This is a genomic window from Paenibacillus sp. FSL L8-0340, from assembly GCF_038593145.1.
Classification (GTDB): Bacteria; Bacillota; Bacilli; order Paenibacillales; family Paenibacillaceae; genus Paenibacillus_AQ.
In genome coordinates this window covers 2,002,021-2,019,812 of sequence record NZ_CP151967.1, presented here as the reverse complement: position 1 = coordinate 2,019,812, position 17,792 = coordinate 2,002,021, and the positions used below count along the sequence as shown (strand labels likewise).

Below are 17,792 nucleotides of genomic sequence, written 5' to 3'. Positions count from 1 at the left end.
GCGTTCAGAATTCCTTCGGTCCTTTGGCCGAAGATACTGTCTGTACTGAAAGGTCCCGCTGACGCGGCTGTATCTTGCCTTCCGTACCCATCTCGGAGTGATGCTCCTGTGCATGCTGCCCGCTGCAGCACTGATGCCCATGAGCCGTATAATTATGCCCACATTGCCCGTGCTCGTGATTATGATCTTCCTCACCATGATGGTGATACTCATGCTCGTGATTATGATCTTCTCCATGAAGATGATCATGTCTGTGATCATGTCCGTGGTCTTCCCCATGATGATGATCATATCTGTGGTCATGGCCGTGATCTTCCGCATGATGATGGTGATGCCCGTGTTCCTCTTCATCACCTTCCTCACCATGGTGGTGGTGGTGATGGTGGTGTGCGGCCGCCTCAACACGGTATTTACAGTTATCGCAGTTGGCGAAGGATTGGCCTTCCAATGTCTCTTCAATTCGCTCCGCAAGCATGTCGGACAGCAGCGGGTGAGACCCAAGATAACTGCCTTGCTCCACCTCGACCTCCGGATGCCCGGCAGCGAACTGCGAGATGATATCAGAAAACTGCTTCATCAGCACTCCGGTGAAAAGCAGGTACGGCAGCACCACAATTTTACGCGCACCCAATGCCAGACAACGTTCCAGCCCCTCGGGCAGCGAGGGTTTGGCAATGGCGATAAAGCAGCCCTCTACGCTTTTATAAGCAGTCCTTTCCCACAGCAGGCGGGTCAGCTTATAGAAATCACTGTTGGCATCAGGATCGCTGCCTCCACGGCCCATAACAAGAATAATGGTGTCTTTGTCCTCCACTTTCGAGGTGTTCATCTCAACTGCAGCAATGCCTGTATTGCCAGCTACGGAGACAGAAGATGCTACCCACGGACCCGCGTCATTCGCATTCCCCCCCGATGTCAGCATCTTGTCTTCCGGCTGGTCCGGCTGTCTCCACGCAGTTGCTTCTGCGATCCGGTCCAGCAAAATATCCACCGCCCGCTCCTGCACGCCGACCGGACGTCCGTACACAAATTCCACGCCCGGATACTTTAGCTTCGCCTGGTCCATGGCCAGCGGAATGTCCAGCTTGGAATGGCCAGCCGCGAACAAAATAATCGGCACCACGTAAACTGTCGAAGCGCCTCCCTTTACACAAAGCGCTATGCCCTCAGCAATCGAAGGCGAAGCCAGTTCTATAAAGCAGGTTACAAAGGTCAGCTCCGGCTTGCGGGCGGCAAGCTCACTTGTGAATTTCCGCAGCTCATCGTTGCCCTCCGTTACCCGGCTGCCGTGTCCTACGAGCAATACTGTTTTCATTCGTTGTGCCCCCCCTGCTGAAAAAATGTATAAAACCGTTCATTGATTTTGCCCTGCGAACCGTATCGCAGGGCAATCGCTGTAACTGCGGCTATGAGCTCATCTTCATTCATTCCTTCACGGACCAGGCTGCCTGCATGTGCGCCTCGTCCGACCTCTTCCCGCCAAGGTACAGCTCGAAGCTGCCCTTGGAGTACACTATACCGATATCCTCCAGCACAGCTGAGCTGCAGGCCATGCCGCAACCGGCTACACCGATCTGAAGCTCCCGCGGCACCGGCCGTCCGTGGAGCAGCTTATGAAGGCGGATAGCTGCATTAAGTCCGTCTTCCTTTCTCAATTCACAGAAGCCGCACGTTTTCACTCGCACAAAATCCCCCGGCAGGCTCACATTCAGCCCGGCCTTTGCCAGCCGGTAAGCCTTATCCTCCTGCTCAGCCCCACTGCTGCGCAGCAGAAAATGTCCGTCCCGCGTACACACCAGCTGACCTTCATCACCTGCAAGCTCCGCAAGCAGCGCCATCTGTGCGCCGCTATATCTGCGGCTGCCAAGTGCCGGCGAAACCTCCAGTTCGGAGGCTTCGAATTGCGCCGCCGGCGAAACGGCGGAAGCAAAAGCCTTAGGCAGCTCCGTCCGGGCCGCTGCAGAAGCAGCTCCGCTCTCCGCAGCAGCTGCGCTGCCCATAGGGCCAGCAGCGTTATTCACCTCTGCTGCGGCCTCTGCTGCGGCCTCTGCGGCAACCGCTGCCGCAGCCAGCGACCACGGCTCTGCAGCTGTCCGCAGCCGCTCATGCGGCTTCAGCGCCTGCGTCTCGGCGCCAAGACTGTACTTGCGCTCATAGCCGCGCGGCGTCACCATCAGACCTTCATAGACGGTAGTCGCGGAGTTGCCGACCACAACTGTGGAGAGCATGCCGATCTCATGCTCCAGCATATCCTGCAGCGTAGTTACAACCGTCTGCTGGCGGTCACGGTAGGCACTTTTGACAATGCCAACCGGCGTGGACGGATCGCGGTAGCGAAGCAAAATGCTGCGGGCTTCCTCAATCTGCCGCTTCCGTTTGCCGCTACGCGGATTATAGAAGGCAATTACAAAATCCGCCGCACCCGCCGCATCGACACGCGCCGCGATGCTCTCCCACGGCGTTAGATGATCGCTCAGGCTGATCGTGCAGGCATCATGCATAATCGGCGCTCCCAGCAGTGAGGAGCAGGACTGGATCGCTGATATTCCGGGAATCACCTCCACTTCCACACCGCCCGCACGCTTCCAGCCCCGTTCGATCAGCACCTCGTACACCAGTCCTGCCATCCCGTACACACCTGCATCCCCACTGGAAATGACCGCAATGCTCTGTCCCGCTTCCGCCCTGCGCACCGCTTCCTGGGCGCGGCTAACCTCTTCCGTCATACCGGTGCCGACAATTTCCTGATGCTTCAGCAGCGGCTTGATCAGCTCTACATAGGTGTTATAGCCGATAACAGCTTCACTTTCCTCAAGCGCAGCCAGTGCGCGGCCTGTAATATGCTCCAGGGCACCGGGGCCAATGCCGATAATCAGCAGCTTTCCTTGTTTTTCCATCCTTTTTCCCCCGTCCACAAAATAACCTGATTTCATGCTTCCCCTGCTGCTTGCTACAAGACTCTATATCTAGCAGATGCTTCTGCCAAATCAGGTACATTCACATCTGTCATAGTCGTAATCATTCTATTTAATTTCCCGCTTCAAAATGGCTTTGAACTCTTCTGCATTCCGGGGAGCAGCCTGCCCGGCAGTCAAACGGCCGGGCAGGCTATGCCATAAATCAGCGAGCAGCGGCAGGTCAAGACCGAGCGCCCGCAGGTCTTCCCCGTCTGCAAGAATATCCTCCGGCGATCCGGCTGCCCGGCAGATTCCTTTATCCAGCACAATGATCCAGTCCGCCCAGCGGTAGGCTAGATTCATATCATGCGTCGCCATGACCACCGTGGTGCCCTTGGCAGAAATGCTTTCAAGTCCCGCAAGCAGCTGTCTCTCGGAGAGCGGGTCCAGATAGGAGGTCGGCTCATCCAGCAAAATCAGCTCCGGCTCCATCGCCATAACCCCTGCGAGCGCCGTGCGCTTTTTTTGGCCCAGACTGAGCTGATGAACCGGCTTATCTTGCAGAGCCAGCAGATTCAGCTGCTCCAGCACTTCCAGGCAGCGCTTCTGAATAGCGGCCTCATCCATGCCTGTCCCCCGCAGCCCGAAAGAGATATCCTCGATAGGCGTACTAAGAATCAGCTGTTGCTCGGGGTCCTGAAAGACGAGGCCCACGCGGCGGCGCAGGGCGGCCAGCTCTTTTTTGGAATAGGCCAATGGGGTGCCGCCCTGCAGCACCCTGCCTTTCTGCGGACGCAGTACGCCAACCGCATGCAGAAACAAGGTTGATTTGCCGGAGCCGTTGTGGCCGAGCACTGCTGTTTTTCGTCCTTTGGGGATGGAGACAGTCAGCTCCCGCAGCGCAGGTTCCGCCGTGTCCGGATAACTGTAGGCGACCCCCTCAAAGACCAGGCTATATTCGTTATTCATTGCAATCTCCTTACTCTTGTTCAGTCTCCACTTCTACTCCTGCCGTTGGCTGATTCCTGCATCAGGTAATCACCTGCTCCGCAAGATCCATAACTGAGCGAGCAGCAACAGGGAAATACCAACGCAGGCCTGAACCGCGAATCTGCGCGGCACCGGGCGTGACACGTAAGGCGGCAAAATAATCTCACCCATGTACCCCCGGGTTATTAGCCCCTGCGACAGCCCATAGTAGCGGTGCATCGTATTGGCAAACAGCGAGCCCGCCATTCCCGCAACTTCCCGCAGTTTGGCCACCCGTCCTCTTCTGCCGCCGCGCAGCCGCCGCGCCAGCATCATTCCATGTGCTGTATCGCTCAGCAGGAACAGAAAACGGTACATAATCAGCATGAGCTCCAGTACGATCTGCGGCATGCGCAGCCTGCGGAGTACCTGCAGCAATTCTCCGAACGGTGTTGTAAATATGATAAAAAAGCAGCAGGTCAGGCAGGCCAACACACGCGCCAGCAGCAACCCTGCCCGGTGCAGCCCCTCCGCCGTAATGTATAGCGAAAGAGTCGAAGCCGGGAGCTGCAAGGACATTACCGTCTCACCGGCAGTTGGAAGGCCAATTTCAAGCAACAGGGCCGGCAGGCTCAGACAAAAGAACAAAAGTGCCGTACCAAACAGCAGGCCGTAGGCACGCAGCGGGATTTTGGCGTACAGGACGCACCACACACTCATCCAGCCGGCAACCACAAGCTGCAAGGCCGGATGAAGCGCATAGGAAAGGATGAACATGAACGCTGCGAACAGGCTTTTCCACATCGCGGGCAGCTGCCTCAGCGCATTGCTATAGGATAACGCATCAATTCTTCTGATCATTAAGCTTGCGCCGGTCCTGTCTGCCTTTCAGCAGGCCGATGGAATAGCCAATCACTCCGGCCCCGATCGCCGCCTGCAGCGCGAACAGCATGCTTTCCATTTCGCCGGGCAGCTCCGTCAGCGGTTTGAACCAGGGCTCATAACCGGGATCAATCTCTGTAATTACACCCTCTGCGGCATCGTCAGCCCCGCCGAATTCCCCGTTCACCAGCAGCAGAGGCAGCACCACCAGCAAAATCACCGCCAGTAGCATCAACCCATTTTTCCACTTATTGCTCATCACAGACTTCCTCCCTTGGTTTGCCGTTTCAGCAGCGACAGCTCATTCGGACTGTAGGATTTCAGCCAGTTCCAGAGCAGCACGGTCAGCAGCCCCTCGCTGATGGCGAGCGGAATCTGCGTCACGGCAAAAATACCGCCGAACTTAATCAGAGAAGCCAGCACACCTCCGTCTGCTGCCGGAAAAGCCACTGCAAGCTGAACCGAGGTCACCACATACGTCATGAGATCGGCCACTGCCGCCGCCATAAAGACAGCCAGCTTTTCACGTCCATTCACCTTCATCAGCAGCTTATAGACCGCATACCCGGCAAAAGGACCGGCCACCGCCATCGAAAATGCATTCGCTCCAAGTGTCGTTATCCCCCCGTGTGCCAGCAGCAGCGCCTGAAACAGCAGCACAACAGACCCGATTACGCTCATCGGCAGCGGCCCCAGCATTACAGTACCAAGTCCCGTTCCTGTAGGATGGGAGCTGCTTCCGGTTACGGAAGGCATTTTGAGTGCTGACAATACAAAGGTAAATGCACCCGCCAGCCCAAGCAGCAGCTTCAGCTCCGGGTTGTCCTTGGTCATTTTCTTCAGCTTAAGGACTCCAAGGGCAAAAAACGGCAGAAATGCCCCCCACCAGAATACGGCCCAGCCTACCGGCAGAAAACCCTCCATAATATGCATCGCGTTGGCCGTGCCCGGCTCATTCAGCAAAAAATAAACGGTAAATCCGGCAATGAGTGCAGCAAAACTCCAAAACTTGCGTTTGTTCATGCTTTTCCCTCCATGGATTCGTCATTTTGTGCCGCATCAAATCAAAAACTCCCGCCCCGGGGGGTGGGAGTGCTATGTACGTCATCAGATATGTAAGAGATGGTGGTCCCGCTGCAACAGCGAAGAATTCGCAGAATTGTAATTTGGGGTAGCTGAAGCTGGCACTTGCTCTGCACCAAATCTTCAACATCCACCGTCTCCAAAAATGCATGCCTTCATCTCTTTAACCAATTCGTACACCGCTCCTATCCGCGTAGAGTCGTGGTGCGCGCAAACAAGGTAGGTCTCCTGGCTCGGGATCATAACGCCTTCCTTCGTCTTCCCCGGCTGTTTGCCGAGTGACATGCTGAAGTTCAGCTCTTCCTTACAGTGGCGGGACCGCTCGGGATTTGCACCCGATTCCCTGTTACCCCTTGTAGTTACAAGGGCACCTTGTCTTATCGCTAATTTATCCTGTACATTATAGTGGACTTCGCCGGGGGGTGTCTGTGATAAAAGTGGAGCGGCAAAGTTCTCCAGCACACCATCCGGTGGACCCTACGGGTTGTAAGAAATTCATTTAAGTAATATAATCATTAACTATATAACTTGAATCCGGAGGCGTACCCAGAAAATGAAACTTGATCTTACCGAAGATTCCCTGCCGGTGTACGAGGCGCTCTCAAGCGCTGTACGTCTGCGAATGCTGCAGCTGCTCGCTGTTCAGCCCATGAACGTAAAGGAATTGGCGGGAGCGGTCAAGCTGAGCAGTGCCATTATGACAATGCATGTGCGCAAGCTGGAAACGGCCGGACTGATCCGCACCCATATGGCCCCCGGACGAAGCGGACTGCAGAAGATTTGTTCTCTTGCCGCTGAAGGGGTGGAGATTATCTTCCCACTCCAGGCCAAAGCAGAGCGCAAGGGTCACAGGAAAGAAATACCGGTCGGACATTATTCCGACTTTGAGATAGAGCCCACCTGCGGGCTGGCCACTACCGAGCATATCATCGGCAGCTTCGACGATCCGCGTTATTTCTGGGATATGGAGCGGATGAATGCCGGAATTCTCTGGTTTGGCAAAGGGTATGTCGAATACAAAATACCCAACTTCCTGTTATCCAGCCAACAGCCGGAGGAGCTCATCATTACGATGGAGATAGCCTCCGAAGCACCGTCAACCAATAATAACTGGCCTTCGGATATTGCATTCACGCTGAATGGCCAGAAGCTAGGGTATTGGACTAGCCCAGGCGATTACGGAGACAGCCCGGGGAAATATACCCCTGCCTGGTGGCCCGCGTACACCAATCAATACGGCCTGCTCAAGCAGCTGCGCATTACTCCAAAAGGAACCTATATGGACGGCTTAAAACTCTCCGACATTACGCTGGAACAGGTAGCAATCCGCAACAAGCAGTGGACCTTCAGGCTCTCGGTGGAAGAGGATGCCGAACATATCGGCGGGCTCACCTTATTCGGCAAAGGCTTCGGCAATTACAACGAGGATTTGGTCGTAGAGCTGTTCTATACCGATGGATTCAATAGTGCTGACGCGGATAAAACGGATACAGCAGCAAGGACTGACAATGGGAATGGAACAGTTTCCTAATCAAGCGAAGCCTTCACTGTAAAGTCCGCACATATATTCTTCTCTTCTCACATAAACGCCCCCATCCCTCGCGGTATTGCATCCACGAGTGATGAGGGCGTTTAAAATTTCAGTATGCCTGGGAATCCATGGGCTTCTTTCCGGTATCACAGCCAATGGACGCTTCCTCTGTGACAAAGGTTCTCTAACGGCTTGGCGGAACGCTACTCCGTGACCGGACTCCACAAACCGCCGCCCGGCAACGGACAGCCACGCTCCTTCAACTTGGCCACGACCGGAATGATACAACCGCAGGCCGTGCATGTTACGCCATCCTGGAGCTTCGGGCAGGCTGAGCAAAGGGCAACCCGCTGCCTGTATACTTCATCTGGAGCAGTGTTGTCCGGGGTGAACATTGATGAAGCCAGAATCCGGGCAATCTGGGCATCCGTCACCTTGTACTCTTCCCGGCAGCCCTTGCAGGTCGATAAAGTACTCATATCGTATGCTCCTTAAGCCTTCGGGGTAATTTCCAGCACGGTCACCGACATCGGAGGCAGCTCAACGTTTAGCTTGTCGCCTTCCAGCTTAAAGCCGGTAAACGGCTGTGGCGTCACTGCCTCCGGCTGGCTAAATGTATTGTGGGCATCAATTGCTGTTCCGGCCAGCGTCGTTCCTGTAATTTCAACCTCTTCCCCGGCAAGCCCGCGCAGCTCCAGCGGAAGCGATGCTGCTGCAGCATGATTCAGGTTGCACAGGCTGACATGAATTACACCCTCCGCCGTAATGGAAGCTGAGGCCGAGACTTCCGGAATCTCGCGGCCTTCAAAGCTATAGGTGCCACTCTCCAGCGAAAGATCAAGCAGCTCCGCATCCTGATGCACCTTGTACATGTTGAATACGTGGTACGTAGGAGTCAGCAGCATTTTCTCGCCTTCCGTAAGAATTACAGCCTGCAGCACGTTGATCGTCTGGGCAATATTCGCCATACGAACGCGGCCGCTGTGCTTATGGAAAATGTCGAGGGTCACACCGGCAACCAGCGCATCACGGATGGTGTTCTGCTGATAGAGGAAGCCGGGATTGGTTCCAGGCTCAACATCATACCAGGTTCCCCATTCATCGACAATGAGGCCCACACGTTTCTCCGGATCATATTTGTCCATAATCACGCTATGACGGGTTACCAGCTCATCCATGCGTAGTGCCTTCTCCAGCGTAGAGAACCATTCGCCGGTTTCAAATCCGGTAGCTGCCCCCTTCTGTTCCCAGGCAGGACCCGGAATGGTGTAATAATGAAGTGTGATGGAATCCATATAGCGGGTGGCTTCACGCATCAGTACCTCCATCCAGTGATAATCATCGACGTTCGGACCGCAGGCAATGCGATGGATCTTATTGTCTCCATAATTGCGCACATAGGTCTGATACCGGCGGTACAGATCGGCATAATATTCAGGACGCATATTTCCGCCGCAGCCCCAGTTCTCATTGCCCACGCCAAAATATTTTACTGCCCACGGCTCCTGCCGGCCGTTCTCCTGACGCAGCTCCGCCATTGGCGAAACCCCGTTGAACGTCAAATACTCCACCCACTCCGACATTTCCTGGACCGTGCCACTGCCGACGTTGCCGTTGATATAAGGCTCACAATCCAGCATGGCGCATAACTCCATAAATTCATGGGTGCCAAAATGGTTGTTCTCCACCGTGCCGCCCCAATGCGTGTTGATCATCCGTTTGCGGCCTTCGCGCGGACCGATGCCGTCTTTCCAGTGATATTCATCGGCGAAGCAGCCGCCCGGCCAGCGGAGTACCGGAATCTTGATTTCTTTAAGCGCTTCCACAACATCGTTACGGATGCCGTTCGTGTTCGGGATCGGCGAATCCTCGCCTACCCAGATACCTTCATAAATACAACGTCCCAAATGCTCGGAGAAATGTCCATAAATATTCCGGTTGATTGTTCCCTTGCGGATATCCGCATTTAATACTGCACGCTGAGCCATTTTAATAATCCACCTCTCAATAATTAATATATATATTAACTACTTAATGATTATATTAATATTATAAACACTGCTAAACCCCTTCGTCAATCTTTATATATGGCATGCTCCACCCCTTCGCAAAAAAAGCACTCTGGAACCTATATAGATTCAAGAGTGCTTTTGCAAAAAAATATTCAACCTGTATCAGCGGCTGGCGAAGGTCAGCCCAGATCGCCAAGCTCGATCTGCACAATACCCCGCTCATCCTGCACACTGCCGATCAGATGCATCAGGCTGCCGAATTCCAGCTCTTGGAACTTGCGGGCTGCCGTCTCGCGCTGCAGCCCCCACAGGCATTCAGCCAGCGTGCAGACTACCGGAACATCACAGCGGATTTCTGCCAGCTCACGGGACAGGTGAAGCATATCAAGATCGGCCTCAATTTTGGCACGCACGCCTTTGGGAAGCAAGTGAAGATTTTCGATTACCCCTTCCACCGTACCGTATTCGGTCAGCAGCTTCAGCGCCGTTTTCTCGCCAATGCCTTTTACACCGGGGTAGTTATCGCTGGTATCGCCCATGAAGCCCTTCAGATCGATCACTTGGGCAGGGGTGAGGCCCTTTTCCTCCAGCAATTCCGCCGGATCGTAAACTTTATAGTTCGAGCGGCCTTTTTTCATAATGACGACTTTGACGGTATCGTTGACCAGTTGCAGCATATCGTGATCGCCGGTGAGAATGTACACCTCGGATTCCCCGCTGTAGCATGAAGCAAGCGTGCCGATACAGTCATCCGCTTCATAGCCCACCAGTCCAATATTCGGTACGCCTAGTTCAGCCACGACTTCCTTGACCAGATCAAACTGTGGAATCAGCTCCAGCGGCGCATCTATCCGGTTCGATTTGTAACCGTCATACTTCTCTGTGCGGAAAGTCCCTTTGCCCATATCCCAGCAGCAGACCACATGGGAAGGCTCAAATGTGCTGACCGCATCGAAAAAATACTGCAAAAATCCGTACACCGCATTGGTCGGCAGTCCGGCCTTCGTCTTGCGGATATATCCTCCATAAGAGGTCGCATAAAAGGCCCGGAACAGCAGAGCCATTCCATCGACGATCATTACCCGGCCTGTTGTTACTGAACTCATGTGTAACCTCTCCTTATATTCCATCTTATTAGGCGTTGCTCCAGGCTTCGCCGTATTGCTCTTCTTTATAGCCTACAGTGACTTTCTTGCCGTCAGTGACTACCGGGCGTTTGATCAGCATCCCGTTGCTGGACAGCAGTTCAAGCTGCTCTTCTTCACTAAGGCTGGACAGCTTGTCCTTCAAGCCCAGTGCTTTGTACACCTCACCGCTCGTATTAAAAAACTTCTTCAACGGAAGCCCGCTGTTCGCGACCAGCAAACGCAGCTCTGCCACAGTGGGCGGCTGCTCGGCGATATGCTGAAGCTCCAGCTCATGCCCCTGCTCCTTCAGCCATTTGACAGCGCTGCGGCAGGTTCCGCATTTTGGATATTGATATACTTTCAGTTGACTCATAGCAGCTCCTTTGGCAGTTCCCTTTTAAAATTTATAGTGAATTCAATTGCAGCCCAACTGCAGCTAAGGAGATGACCCGTGGGGCTGTCATGTATCATTCACAGATAGAATTGTAATTCCGGCCTATCTTTTCGTTTTACAGTGCATTAGATCAGTAATACGGGCGTTACTAGAGGGAAATATGCCCGCTAGTTCCAGCCGAACCATCAATTATAAAAGGATAGCGGGAATTACTCCCTCTATAATTGTAGAAATCACGCTATAACACACTATCGATAAAATTACAGGTAGTAAATCCCGCTATTCACTCCGCTACTTCCAAAAGCGATAATTACAGGGACCTTTTCCCATTAATCACGAGGTCCAGGTGTTGCGGCGGCATATGCTTGTGCAGGTGCAGTGCAGGTGCAGTACCGCTACTCCCCAGCCGTCTCCTTTTCCAGCTTCTGCTCAAGCAGCGCCATATCCGGCGGCAGCGGCGCTTCGAAGACCAGCTCCGCAAGCCCGACCGGGTGCTTGAACGACAACCGCACCGCATGCAGCGCCTGCCGCGGAATTGAGGCATCCAGCTCCGCAATGCCCGCAAGCCATGCCGCTTCCTCCGAAGTCAGCTCCTCCTTGCCATACAGCAGGTGGCGGTACATGCCGTCACCGATCAGCGGGCAGCCGATGGAGCTCATATGCACCCGGATCTGATGGGTGCGGCCGCTTTCCAGCTTCAGCTCCACCCTCGCCGCACGGCCCGGGTAGGCTGCCTTGACCTCATACCGGGTCAGGGAAGGATAGCCGTCCGGCGTCACGATGCGCCGGTGCGGTTCTGCCGGGTCACGGTCAATGGGACCGTCGATATCACCGCGCAGCACCGCAGGAATTCCGTGAACAAAGGCCGCATATCGTTTGTCCACGGTTCCGGCAATCATCTGCTCGGAAATATGCTGGTGACTATAAGGATTTTTCGCGATTACCAGTACGCCCGACGTCTCCTGGTCCAGCCGGTGAACCGGGCGGAAACGGTACTGTTCTCCCTTTTGCGCCCAATAATGGACGACTCCATTTGCCAGTGTGTCCGTATAATGGCCATGGGTCGGATGGACAATGATTCCGGCTGCCTTGTTCACGACCAGCAGATGCCCGTCCTCATACAGGATATCAAACGGAATATCCTGCGGCAAAATATCCTCCGACGTTTCCTGCTCCATCCGGATGTCCACGGTGTCTCCGGCGCTGACCCGGACGCTGATATAGACTCGCTCGCCATTCAGCATAATCCCCTGCTCTGTCATCTTCAGGCGGGAGAGCAGCTTGCGGGACACATCCATCCGCTTCTGCAGGATGGTCTTCAGCAGCCAGCCGTCCTCGGACGGCGGCACAATATAGGAGATCGGTGAATAATAGCTTGTCATATTATTTGCGGAACACCTTTTTGCTGCGCACATACTCTACATCAGCAATCTCCAGCCGTGTATTCGCTGTGCGGGCCAACGCAAAGAAATAGTCCGAAAGACGGTTCAAATAAATCACAGCTTCCGGATTAATATCTGCGCTGCGGCCCAGCGTAACCGCCCGCCGCTCTGCACGGCGGCAGACGGTGCGGCAGACATGCAGCACTGAGGACAGCTGGCTGCCGCCTGGCAGAATGAAGCGCTCCAGCACCGGATTCTCCGCCTGCAATTCGTCGATCCAGCCCTCCAGGCGAACCGCCATCTCGCTCTTGACCTTATATTTGCTCTCGCTGATTTTCACAAAAGCCAGATCCGAACCGCAATCGAACAGCTCATGCTGGATCTCCAGCAGTTGTTCCCGGACATCGGCGAACCTCTCGTCCTCCATCAGACTGCGGGCCTGACCCACAAAGCAGTTCAGCTCATCAATCGTTCCGTAAGCCTCGACGCGGACATCATCCTTGCCTACCCGTCCGCCGATGACCGATGTTTCTCCCTTATCCCCCGTACGCGTATAAATCGCCATCTCTTTTCTGCCCCCTTCACTCTCAACATCACATATTCATAGTTTAATCGGTAGGATGTAAGGTTGGCAAATGAAGATCAGTATTTCTGCCATGTTAATAACTGCCTGAGTCCGGGCAATCCATGGCAAGTTCAGTCAAATTACGGTTTTCGCGTTTTTGTATAACCTCTTCAATCACACCTGCGCCTTCTGTTCCTGCAGGAAGCTGATAACCTCCCTGTTGATGATCTCCGGCTGCTCATGATTAACCCCATGCCCTGCATCCTCGATCACTTTATAGCGGAAATCCCCATCCTTCAAAATCTCCAGGAAATCCTTCTTGTGGCCCAGCTTGTAATCCCCCACCAGAAAGTAAAGCTTGTCTCTGATCGCAACCGCCTTCTCTTTATCATAAGGCTGAAGCTGATGAACAAACATGGCCTGCTGATTATGGTTCTTCATTAACAGCACCAGATGCTCGGCCACTTCAGGATGCTTGTCAAAAAGTCCGGAGTTTGGCGAGCTTAGCTTTCGGGTGACCTTAAGCAGGTTATTGCGGGTCGGAACAAGAATTTCCGGGAACATCATCATCAGCGTCTGGATCATCGCCTTCATCGGAGCAGTAATCATCCCGCCTTCCATGCACACCACCCCGAATACTCTTTCAGGCAGGCAGGTCGCATAATTAAAAGCCATGTAGGCACCATTCGATACACCCGCCAGATGGAATTCCCCGATCCCCAGCCCATCCGCTACGGCAGTAATCCAATCCACCTGTGAGAACATCCGCTTGCTGAAATTGGCGTTAGGAATACTTTTGCCGGGTCCGCCTATCGTATCTACCGCGATGCAATAGAAATGCCGGGATAATTCCTGCATATTGAGCATCCACATCACTGCAGAATTATCACCCACCCCGTGAAGCAGCAGTAAGGGCGGATTGCCTTCATTTCCTGCCGTTATACAATGCGTTGATCCGTATTCCGTTTCAATATCCAGCTCGCGGAATTCCGTCGCCCAGCGGCCCAGCAGCTCATTATAGGAATGCAGCACCCTCTCCTTGCCTGCTTCACGTTTAAATACCTTGACCATGCCTGTTCTCTCCCTTAGGTTCAATGTCCGCTTCTGTTAGCTTCTCTTCAAAAAGCGCAGCACCAGCTCTGTAGTAGGAAAAGACGTCTGCTCCGTGGCCTGAGCTCTTGCGATTCCCAGCCCCTGGATGAATGAAAAATAAGCAATCGCCAGCTCCAGCGGATCGCCTTCCACAATCTCCAGGTCCTGCTGGCCTTCCATAATAAGCGGAATCAGATGCTCAAAAGGCTCTCTTATCTTGTCCCTCGAGATCCTCTTCGCTTCTTCCGGGATAGCTTCGGAGGTTGCTGTCTGCAAAAGAATCAGCCGCCAATGCTGCATCGCAAGACTGCCCGGGGACAGAAACGCCTCGGTTAGCCAACTGATTCTCTCCATTGCCGTCCCTTCCAGCTCCGCTGCATATAGCACGGATCGTCCTGCCCCTTCCGACGCCAGTTCGACAATCTTGGTGAAGATCTCCTCCTTCGATTTGAAATACATATATACATACCCCTGGCTGAATCCTGCACTGGCCGCAATATCCTTGATTTTGGTCCCGGCAAATCCTTTCCTCGAAAAAACCTCGAGCGCGTGAGTTATAATTTGGCGCGTTGCCTGATCTGGAGCGAGTTGCTCAAAGCCGTCGATAAATCTCTGCTCCAGCATTTTGCTTTGAATGCTCATAGACACCTCCATGAAATGAATGATCGTTCATTCATAACCCATTATAAGGAATTTACTAGTAATAGGATACATCTATTTTCGGCACACAAAAAGAGGGCCCTAAGGCCCCCCATCTCCAAATGGATGTATGTGCAGTCAATCCCTGCGCATACGTCCTCTCATATATTCATTAATCTTCAGGTCCAGCAAACTGCTGATTTCAATCACAATATCCGAGGTGAACGATTTTTCCTGCATAAATAGCTGCTCCATTCTGCTGCGAAGTGCCTGAATTTCATCTTCCAGAGAGAGTTTGCGAGTTGAAGCATCCGCCTTGCAGGACCGTTTTCCGTTTCCCGGATAACATTCCCCGCTATAGGAAGGCAAGTAACAATCGGCACAGAGCACAATCATCCCTCCTAAACTTCATCTCACTGCCTTATTCAGTCCGTTCACGTTCCAGCTGTAAGACGAATTCACCTATCCGCTCTATCGCCTCGTTCAGCTGGGATACCGATGTGGCATAGGAACAACGCAGATAACCTTCACCGCCTAAGCCGAATACACTGCCAGGAACAGCAGCTACCTTGTACTCCAGCAAGAGACGTTGGGCAAATTGATCCGAGGTCAGTCCGGTGCGGCGTATGCTTGGAAAAGCGTAGAACGCGCCTTGCGGCTCATGGCAGTCCAATCCCGCATCGCGCAAGCCTTTGACGATCAGGCGCCGCCGCTGGTTGTAGGAATCCGTCATCCGGTCTTTCTCTTCCATACCGTTGGTCAAAGCCTCCAGCGCAGCTACCTGCCCCATGGAAGGGGCGCACATTACGGTATACTGATGAATCTTCAGCATGGCCGAGATCAAATCGGGGTGGCCGCAGGCATAACCCATCCGCCATCCGGTCATCGCAAACGCTTTGGAGAAGCCGCTGACCAGAATGGTCCGGTCGATCATCCCCGGCAGTGATGGGAAGCTCACATGATTGCTTCCATAGGTCAATTCGGCATAAATTTCATCTGAAATCACAATGAGATCATGTTTCTCGACGACTTTGGCAATCGGTTCCCAGTCTTCCCGGCTCATGATCGCCCCCGTCGGATTGCTCGGGTAACAGAGGATCAATATTTTCGAGCGCGGTGTAATTTTGGCTTCAAGCGCCTCTGCCGTAAGTTTGAAGTTATTTTCTCCAAAGGTTTCGATCCCGACCGGAATGCCGCCTCCAATTGCAGTGATCGGCGAATACGAAATATAGCAGGGTTCAGGAATAAGAATTTCATCTCCCGGTGCGATCAATGCGCGGAGTGCCAAATCAATGGCTTCACTTCCGCCTACCGTGGCGATAATCTGATTAGCGGGATTATACTCAACAGCGAAACGAGATTGAAGATAATTGGCAATGCCTTCGCGCAGCTCCGGCATCCCTGCATTGGAGGTATATCCGGTAAAACCTCTCTCAAGCGAATAGACACAGGCTTCGCGGACATGCCATGGGGTCTTGAAGTCCGGCTCCCCGACCCCGAGGGAAATGATATCCTTGCTGCCTGCCGCCATGTCAAAAAACTTGCGGATGCCTGAGGGCTGGATTTGCTGAACCAGCGGTGCCAAATATGAATTCATTGATTTACCTGTATCTCCGGTTGGTTTGGATTCATTGGTGATCATATCATTACTTCCTTTACGGAGATATCATCAGACGCTTGTCCTCTTCATGCTCTTCAAAGATGATACCGTCCTGTTTGTATTTTTTGAGTGTAAAGTTGGTTTTAGTAGAGAGCACCGAATCAATCGGAGACAGCTTCTCGGAGACAAAATTGGCGACTTCGCGCAGGTTGCGTCCTTCCACTTCCACTAATAGATCGTAGGCGCCGGACATCAAATAGACCGATTTGACCTGCGGGTACAGATAGATCCGTTCGGCAATGCCTTCAAATCCGCGGCCCCGTTCAGGCGTGATCTGCACCTCGATCAGTGCGGTCACCCGTTCGTCATCCACTTTATCCCAATTCACGACAGTAGCATATTTTACAATGACATGATCTTTCTCCATTTGCTCAATAACCGTCTTAACATCATCTTCTTCCGCTCCGAGCAACGTCGCCATCAGCGCCGTAGAGCTTCGGGCGTCCTCCTTGAGCAGTTCCAGCACTTTCCGCTTCAATTCATTCATTTCCTTCATGCCTTCCCTCCGGATAGTTCGCACCGGCAACTGCGTAAAGATCACGCTTCGTCCTGCGAAAAGAGTTTAATACTAATATGACACGAAAATGACAGTTCTGCAAACAAAATAACCCGCGGGAAAGACGGGGCAGTACTCGAAATAAAGGCCGCCAACAGAAAAAACCGTCCACCCCTCCGGAGGAAATCCGGCGGATAGCGGACGGCTTTAGCTGCAGAGGTTTTTACGCACGAACAGGTCTGGCCCTTCGTTGCTTCACCCCCCGGCAGGAAGGTTACATATAGTAGGAGCTCTGTACGTTCGGCTGGTGCTGGGGAACATTTCCATAATGTACGTTTGTTCCGGCTGCACCTGTTTTTTGCTGCACGAACTGCTGGCATTTCTGCTGGGTCTGGTGAGCGGTCTGAATCTGCTTGTCAATATCTTGGCGCAGTGCCTTGCCTGGCGTAGTGTACATGTTCATTTGGGACATCTTAGTGTACAGTTCCCCCTGCAGGCGTAAAGTATCCAAGGTCAGGTCGTTGAACGCCCGGCGTACCGTCGGACAATTCGACTCCGTAGCAGCGGTCGTATATTCGCGTACCGTCCGTTTCAAATCTGCAAGCACTGTGTTGAGTAAATCCTCATCTGACATAAATGCCGATCCGTTTTGTGCGTACACAATATTACCCCCTCAATAGTTTAGTGTTGAAATTGCTTTCCATACCAACACCCGGCCGCTTTATTGCGGCTGTGTCGGTGCGTATTGCTGATGCTGCTCCAACAGCTGTACAAGTGTATTCATATGACCAGTATGGCTTTGGATTTGTTGAACGCAGATTTGGTGCACCGTGGCGTTCTGAGTCGTTCCGGCGGTTGCAGCCAGCTGCTTGATCAACAGATCCTCATTAGAGATGGAGTCAGCGATGTATTCCACTTCTTTACCGCTAAGCGCCTGCATTTGGTTCGATTGCATAGTGTGTATTTCCCTCCTTCTAAATGGTTCAAGCAGTCGTTATTATGCCGCGTACCCAGGCACATTATGTGTGCATGGATGTTATGCGTGCTCCCGGATGAATGCCGG

20 protein-coding genes and 1 riboswitch are annotated in these 17,792 nt (G+C 53.2%); of the genes, 1 reads left to right on the top strand and 19 read right to left on the bottom strand.

Annotated features, from left to right (window positions below):
- Window positions 1-4: 4 nt before the first annotated feature.
- From NST07_RS09075 to NST07_RS09050, 6 genes are all read right to left on the bottom strand, one after another.
- A complete protein-coding gene (locus NST07_RS09075; protein WP_341091221.1) occupies window positions 5-1,315 on the bottom strand; it encodes a sirohydrochlorin chelatase in 1,311 nt (436 codons plus the stop codon).
- 109 nt (window positions 1,316-1,424) lie between these two features.
- The gene (cobJ, locus tag NST07_RS09070; protein ID WP_342481414.1) at window positions 1,425-2,897 is read right to left on the bottom strand and encodes a precorrin-3B C(17)-methyltransferase; all 1,473 of its coding nucleotides are present in this window, start codon (window positions 2,895-2,897) and stop codon (window positions 1,425-1,427) included.
- A 126-nt stretch (window positions 2,898-3,023) separates the two neighbouring features.
- Window positions 3,024-3,866, bottom strand: a complete 843-nt coding sequence (locus NST07_RS09065) for an ABC transporter ATP-binding protein (RefSeq protein WP_341091218.1) — start codon at window positions 3,864-3,866, stop codon at window positions 3,024-3,026.
- A 69-nt stretch (window positions 3,867-3,935) separates the two neighbouring features.
- Window positions 3,936-4,727 carry a cobalt ECF transporter T component CbiQ gene (gene cbiQ, locus NST07_RS09060; protein WP_341091217.1) on the bottom strand — a complete coding sequence of 264 codons (792 nt, stop codon included), beginning with the start codon at window positions 4,725-4,727 and terminating at the stop codon, window positions 3,936-3,938.
- Complete coding sequence (locus NST07_RS09055; protein WP_342481413.1) at window positions 4,711-5,007, bottom strand: energy-coupling factor ABC transporter substrate-binding protein; 297 nt, start codon at window positions 5,005-5,007, stop codon at window positions 4,711-4,713. The genes cbiQ and NST07_RS09055 overlap by 17 nt, the downstream gene beginning before the upstream one ends.
- Complete coding sequence (locus NST07_RS09050) at window positions 5,007-5,771, bottom strand: energy-coupling factor ABC transporter permease (RefSeq protein WP_341091216.1); 765 nt, start codon at window positions 5,769-5,771, stop codon at window positions 5,007-5,009. Before NST07_RS09050 ends, NST07_RS09055 begins: the two co-directional genes overlap by 1 nt.
- Window positions 5,772-6,031: 260 nt before the next feature.
- Window positions 6,032-6,221: riboswitch (cobalamin riboswitch) on the bottom strand.
- A 163-nt stretch (window positions 6,222-6,384) separates the two neighbouring features.
- Between NST07_RS09050 and NST07_RS09045 the strand changes: the two genes are divergently transcribed.
- Window positions 6,385-7,362: an ArsR family transcriptional regulator gene (locus NST07_RS09045; RefSeq protein ID WP_341091214.1), complete on the top strand. Its 978-nt coding sequence runs from the start codon at window positions 6,385-6,387 to the stop codon at window positions 7,360-7,362.
- Window positions 7,363-7,565: 203 nt separating this feature from the next.
- Here the strand turns inward: NST07_RS09045 and NST07_RS09040 are convergent, their stop codons facing one another.
- The 13 genes from NST07_RS09040 to NST07_RS08980 all read right to left on the bottom strand — a co-directional run bounded on the left by NST07_RS09040 (window position 7,566) and on the right by NST07_RS08980 (window position 17,684).
- Window positions 7,566-7,841, bottom strand: a complete 276-nt coding sequence (locus NST07_RS09040) for a DUF6171 family protein (protein WP_341091212.1) — start codon at window positions 7,839-7,841, stop codon at window positions 7,566-7,568.
- Window positions 7,842-7,853: 12 nt separating this feature from the next.
- Window positions 7,854-9,350, bottom strand: a complete 1,497-nt coding sequence (locus NST07_RS09035) for an alpha-N-arabinofuranosidase (RefSeq protein WP_341091211.1) — start codon at window positions 9,348-9,350, stop codon at window positions 7,854-7,856.
- A 203-nt stretch (window positions 9,351-9,553) separates the two neighbouring features.
- Window positions 9,554-10,480 carry a 5'-3' exonuclease H3TH domain-containing protein gene (locus tag NST07_RS09030; protein WP_341377815.1) on the bottom strand — a complete coding sequence of 309 codons (927 nt, stop codon included), beginning with the start codon at window positions 10,478-10,480 and terminating at the stop codon, window positions 9,554-9,556.
- 28 nt (window positions 10,481-10,508) lie between these two features.
- The gene (locus tag NST07_RS09025; protein ID WP_341091207.1) at window positions 10,509-10,874 is read right to left on the bottom strand and encodes a Spx/MgsR family RNA polymerase-binding regulatory protein; all 366 of its coding nucleotides are present in this window, start codon (window positions 10,872-10,874) and stop codon (window positions 10,509-10,511) included.
- Between the two features lie 416 nt (window positions 10,875-11,290).
- Window positions 11,291-12,277: an RluA family pseudouridine synthase gene (locus tag NST07_RS09020; RefSeq protein ID WP_341091205.1), complete on the bottom strand. Its 987-nt coding sequence runs from the start codon at window positions 12,275-12,277 to the stop codon at window positions 11,291-11,293.
- Window position 12,278: 1 nt separating this feature from the next.
- Window positions 12,279-12,842 carry a cob(I)yrinic acid a,c-diamide adenosyltransferase gene (locus NST07_RS09015; RefSeq protein WP_038588302.1) on the bottom strand — a complete coding sequence of 188 codons (564 nt, stop codon included), beginning with the start codon at window positions 12,840-12,842 and terminating at the stop codon, window positions 12,279-12,281.
- Window positions 12,843-13,016: 174 nt separating this feature from the next.
- Window positions 13,017-13,913: an alpha/beta hydrolase gene (locus tag NST07_RS09010; RefSeq protein ID WP_341091203.1), complete on the bottom strand. Its 897-nt coding sequence runs from the start codon at window positions 13,911-13,913 to the stop codon at window positions 13,017-13,019.
- Window positions 13,914-13,949: 36 nt separating this feature from the next.
- Window positions 13,950-14,576, bottom strand: a complete 627-nt coding sequence (locus tag NST07_RS09005) for a TetR/AcrR family transcriptional regulator (protein ID WP_341091201.1) — start codon at window positions 14,574-14,576, stop codon at window positions 13,950-13,952.
- A gap of 135 nt (window positions 14,577-14,711) precedes the next feature.
- Window positions 14,712-14,969 (bottom strand): aspartyl-phosphate phosphatase Spo0E family protein, encoded by a 258-nt coding sequence (locus NST07_RS09000; RefSeq protein WP_341377813.1) that lies wholly within the window; start codon window positions 14,967-14,969, stop codon window positions 14,712-14,714.
- A gap of 25 nt (window positions 14,970-14,994) precedes the next feature.
- On the bottom strand, window positions 14,995-16,215 hold the full coding sequence (locus NST07_RS08995) for an aminotransferase class I/II-fold pyridoxal phosphate-dependent enzyme (protein ID WP_341091198.1): 1,221 nt from the start codon (window positions 16,213-16,215) through the stop codon (window positions 14,995-14,997).
- 13 nt (window positions 16,216-16,228) lie between these two features.
- Window positions 16,229-16,729, bottom strand: a complete 501-nt coding sequence (locus NST07_RS08990; RefSeq protein ID WP_038588292.1) for an Lrp/AsnC family transcriptional regulator — start codon at window positions 16,727-16,729, stop codon at window positions 16,229-16,231.
- A gap of 274 nt (window positions 16,730-17,003) precedes the next feature.
- Window positions 17,004-17,390 (bottom strand): spore coat protein, encoded by a 387-nt coding sequence (locus NST07_RS08985; RefSeq protein ID WP_341091197.1) that lies wholly within the window; start codon window positions 17,388-17,390, stop codon window positions 17,004-17,006.
- A 60-nt stretch (window positions 17,391-17,450) separates the two neighbouring features.
- Entirely contained in the window at window positions 17,451-17,684 is a 234-nt protein-coding gene (locus NST07_RS08980) for a hypothetical protein (protein WP_076111483.1), read from the bottom strand.
- Between the last annotated feature and the right edge of the window lie 108 nt (window positions 17,685-17,792).